Raw genomic sequence first — 4,068 nt, 5'->3', positions numbered from 1 at the left:
GGTGTATGAGTTGATTCGTTTTGTTAGCCAAACGAATACCGAATTAGCCAAGCTGTTACTAGCGATTAAGTATTCTGATTTTACTTTCAATTTCTCTCGAGCTAGCCATTCGGCCTTTAAAACACTGCACCCGGCAATGCGAGAGATTATGCAATCATACCAGCAGGTAAAAATTGAAAAAGAAGCTCAGTACCAATATTTGCGCCTGCTGGTGAAGCATTTGAAAGTGGGCATTATTTCAGTGAAGGGTGAGGATGAAATCACGCTAATGAACCCCCTCGCTTTGGCGATGCTAAAGACGGATATCTACCATCACTGGAAAAATATTCAGACGAACCGCCCGCAACTAGCCCAAGCAATAGAAAATATGCAGGATGGTGAAAGCCAGTTGGTGGAACTTTCAGTTTTGGGTGAAAAACGACGATTATCGGTACAACTAATTCAGGTGCGCCTACTTCAGGAAACGTACCGGATTATTACTCTGCACGATATTGAAGATGAAATTGACCGCAGCGAAACCCAGGCATACCACCGACTCATCCGGATTCTGACCCACGAAATTATGAATTCGGTCACCCCAATCTCATCCCTTTCCGAAACCTTACTGACGATGTTAGAAGATGATACGGGTACAGTAAAAACTAAAGATGAGATAAACTCGGATTATCTGGAAGATCTGGCATACTCACTACGAACAATTCAAAAGCGAACGAATGGACTGCTTTCTTTTGTGGAAGATTACCGTCGCCTAACGAAAGTGCCTCAGCCCCAACGAAAGCCACTTGCCGTACAGTTGTTGTTTGATAACGTAAGCTCACTGATGCGGGGGGAGCTTGAGAAATACCGAATTACCTTTCGTACCTACTGCGAACCAAATGACCTGTCTGTTCTAGCTGATCCTCAACAATTGGAGCAAGTGTTCATCAATTTACTCACCAATAGTATTCAAGCCATAGCAGGTCAACCTGCCCCAACCATATCAATGAAGGCAGCTCGGCAAGGTGAAAAGACAGTGCTGGAAGTGGCAGATAATGGTCCGGGTATTCCTCCGGATAAGCTCGATCAAATTTTCGTGCCTTTTTTCTCTACCAAAGAGAAAGGGTCGGGTATCGGGTTGAGTCTTTCCCGTCATATTATGGCTTTGCACGGTGGCAGTATCCGGGTACAGTCTCAACCGGACGTACAAACCGTCTTTTCTCTATTATTCCCACCCGTAGCCGAAATGGTTCTCAAATCAGCAGACATATGACACGTAGTGTTCAATTAGTGCGATTTGAAAAATCACCAATCTTGTCTTGGTGAACTATATATTTTAATAATTGCCAACTAACTGGTAATAGCAATATCACCGCTACTAGCCTGAGACTGGTGGTAACGGAGACTTGCTGCCACTATTTTTTTATATCACTGGCATTCTGCGAGCCCCTATAGCGGAATTTTGATGCTTCGCTGGATGAAAAATGACCCGAAGAAGTTTCCGCTGGCTAATAATAACGCCCCATCAGATCGTGCTCAACAATAATTTTGCGAAGGGCAAGTGGTTCAATCGTGCCCTGCTGGCTGTAGATTCGCTCTCCACCGGGTTCTATTAGAATAGTGTAGGGCAGAGCACCTTCCCATTCGGGATCAATTGCTTCAATCAGCGCGTATTTATCATCTTTAGCAAAGAGGTAGTTTTGTACGGCTGAGTTCTCTTTATCTAAAAAATTTTGCGCCTTTTCTTTTTGCTCGGGTCGGTCGGCACTGATAGAAATAAACTCAAAAGCGCGGTCTTTGTACATGCGGTGCATCACTACAAATTCGGGATACTCCAGTACACAGGGACCGCACCAAGTAGCCCAAACGTTAATTAAGCGTAGTTTATCCGTATCATTTTTAAGCAGTTCAGCAATACCTGCTTCGTCAATCATTTCTAGGTTGACTGGTTGCTCTTCCCACTCGGCGTATACTTTATCTTTATATTCATCTTTCCAGGCCCACTTCACTGAGCAACCGAAGGTTTTCGTTTTGGCTTCCGCTACTTTTTCCCCAGCGAGTATGGCATCTAATGCCACTCGAGCATCTTCCGCATTAGCGGTACCGGGCTTTTCAGATTTATCTAACCGGCCCACGTACTGTAGCGTTCTGGCTTTATCAAAAATGAAAATATGCGGAGTGGCTACGGGTCCGTACTGAATAGATACGGCGTGATCGTCGCCGTCGTAAAGGTACGGGAAGTTATAATCCATATCTTCCGCCCGTACTTGCATATCTTCGTAGGTATCGCCCAGATCAGAATAACCTAGCTCACCGTAGAGCAACGAGATAGGACTGTTGGGGGAAATCGCGACCATAGCTACACCCTGGTCTTGGTAATCATTAGCCAGATCAATCACTCGTTGCTCGTACGCCTGCGCGGTAGGGCAGTGGTTGCAAGTAAAAACAATGGCTAGCACTTCGGCATCATCAAAATCAGCTAATTCGTAGTATTTTCTGTCCACCCCTGGCAAACGGAAGTCCGGGGCTTTTGCCCCAATTTCCAGCGTATTAACTTCCACTTCTTCAACCGCCTGGGGTGAAGCTTCAAATGAGGCAGTAGTGGCCAGAGTGGTTTCAGCTCCCTCAATAGTAGTTTCACTAGCCTGTTCCGGATTTGATTGGCAGGCAGCTATCAGGAAGAATGCCAGGAAATAGGTTGATAAGAAATTGAGCGTTTGGCTACGAAATACTTTCTGATTCGAGGTTTGCATAATGTCAAGTTGAGTTTTATGGTGGGAAAAGATACAATCTCGATCCAGAGGATGCAAACCGACAAATGTACAAGCATCAATATTTATTAAAATATGTGTCATTATGACATTAAAATCTTACTGTAATTCAGAAAAAAAGACATTTTGTCACTAAATAAGCTCCAAAATTGCAAGTTCCGGTATTGGTATTCTGTTTGTTTATAGGAAAGCGTAATCAAATAAATCAATAACTAAAATAGTATATATTATGAACTTGATACGCTATAATACATCATTTCCTCGGTTCTTTGACGATTTCGTAACTAAAGAGCTTGATCAATTATTTGATAATAGTGGTCAGCGAGGAAGGCGATTGCCAGCTACCAATGTAAAAGAAACAGAAGACCACTTCGCTCTAGAACTAGCGGTGCCTGGTTTTGAGAAAGACGATTTTAAAGTAGAGTTAGACCAAGATGTGCTGACTGTTTCAGTAGAGAAGGAAGAAAACACAAAGGATGGGAATGACAACTTTGTGAAGCGGGAGTTCCGTTACCACAATTTTAGCCGAAGCTTCCGTCTGCCGGAAAATGCTGTAGACGGTGATAAAATAGCGGCTAAGTACGAAGCCGGTATTCTTACCTTAACCCTCCCTAAGCGGGAAGAGGTGAAACCTAAGCCAGCGCGTACTATTGAAATAGGTTAAGCATACAGCATAGTGTAAAGAGGCGGGTCGGTTACCCGCCTTTTTTTTGCTCAACCCAACACTAACTGCCTATTTTTCGTGATTAATACCGTATTCGTTGTATTAAACGCACAGCGATAACTTAAAGCATATGGAGTACAAAGACTACTATAAAGTATTAGGAGTAAGCAAAACCGCCTCTCAGGAGGAGATTAAGAAGAAGTACCGAAAGCTGGCGGTGAAGTACCACCCGGATAAAAATAAAGGTGACAAGGCAAAGGAAGAGAAATTTAAGTCTATAACCGAAGCCTACGAAGTACTGAAAGACCCGAAGAAGCGTAAGCAGTACGATGAATTAGGGGCTAATTGGAAACATTACCAGCAAGGCGCTAGTCGAGGGGGTAATCCTTACGCCGGACAAGGTAGAACTACTCAGTACGATGGTGACTTCTCAGATCTATTCGGTGATGGAGGTGGTTTTTCCGATTTTTTCGAGAGTTTTTTTGGACGAGGTCCCGGCCATACCAGTGATCCGAGGGGAAGAGAAAGCGGAGCTTTTAGGGGAGCCGATATTCAAGCTAATGTAACTATTGCTCTGGAAGATGCCTATGAAGGAGGTACTCGGCTGATCAATCTAAATGGTAACCGTTTACGCTTAAAACTTAAACCGGGTATTGA

General features: G+C 43.8%; 4 protein-coding genes. 3 read left to right on the top strand and 1 reads right to left on the bottom strand.

All coding sequences use genetic code 11. From position 1 onward, the window contains the following. Window positions 1-1,249: sensor histidine kinase (locus WBA23_RS20380; protein WP_424584123.1), on the top strand; the 1,249-nt coding region annotated here is incomplete at its 5' end. 235 nt (window positions 1,250-1,484) lie between these two features. Here WBA23_RS20380 and WBA23_RS20375 read toward each other — a convergent pair. Then, complete coding sequence (locus WBA23_RS20375) at window positions 1,485-2,729, bottom strand: redoxin domain-containing protein (RefSeq protein ID WP_424584122.1); 1,245 nt, start codon at window positions 2,727-2,729, stop codon at window positions 1,485-1,487. Between the two features lie 247 nt (window positions 2,730-2,976). On the opposite strand from WBA23_RS20375, the gene WBA23_RS20370 reads away from it, so the two are divergent. Then, a complete protein-coding gene (locus WBA23_RS20370; protein WP_424584121.1) occupies window positions 2,977-3,411 on the top strand; it encodes an Hsp20/alpha crystallin family protein in 435 nt (144 codons plus the stop codon). 130 nt (window positions 3,412-3,541) lie between these two features. Next, a partial coding sequence (locus WBA23_RS20365) for a DnaJ domain-containing protein (protein WP_424584120.1) occupies window positions 3,542-4,068 on the top strand: 527 nt, incomplete at its 3' end.

The sequence above is a fragment of the Tunicatimonas sp. genome, assembly GCF_049647865.1.
GTDB lineage: Bacteria > Bacteroidota > Bacteroidia > Cytophagales > Cyclobacteriaceae > Tunicatimonas.
The sequence above is the reverse complement of the archived record's forward strand: the minus strand, read 5'-3'. Positions and strand labels throughout refer to the sequence as shown.

Excerpts from the sequence above, each read along its gene's own strand:
- WBA23_RS20370 (WP_424584121.1), top strand. The coding sequence starts at position 2,977 with ATGAACTTGATACGCTATAATACATCATTTCCTCGGTTCTTTGACGAT.
- WBA23_RS20375 (WP_424584122.1), bottom strand. The coding sequence starts at position 2,729 with ATGCAAACCTCGAATCAGAAAGTATTTCGTAGCCAAACGCTCAATTTC.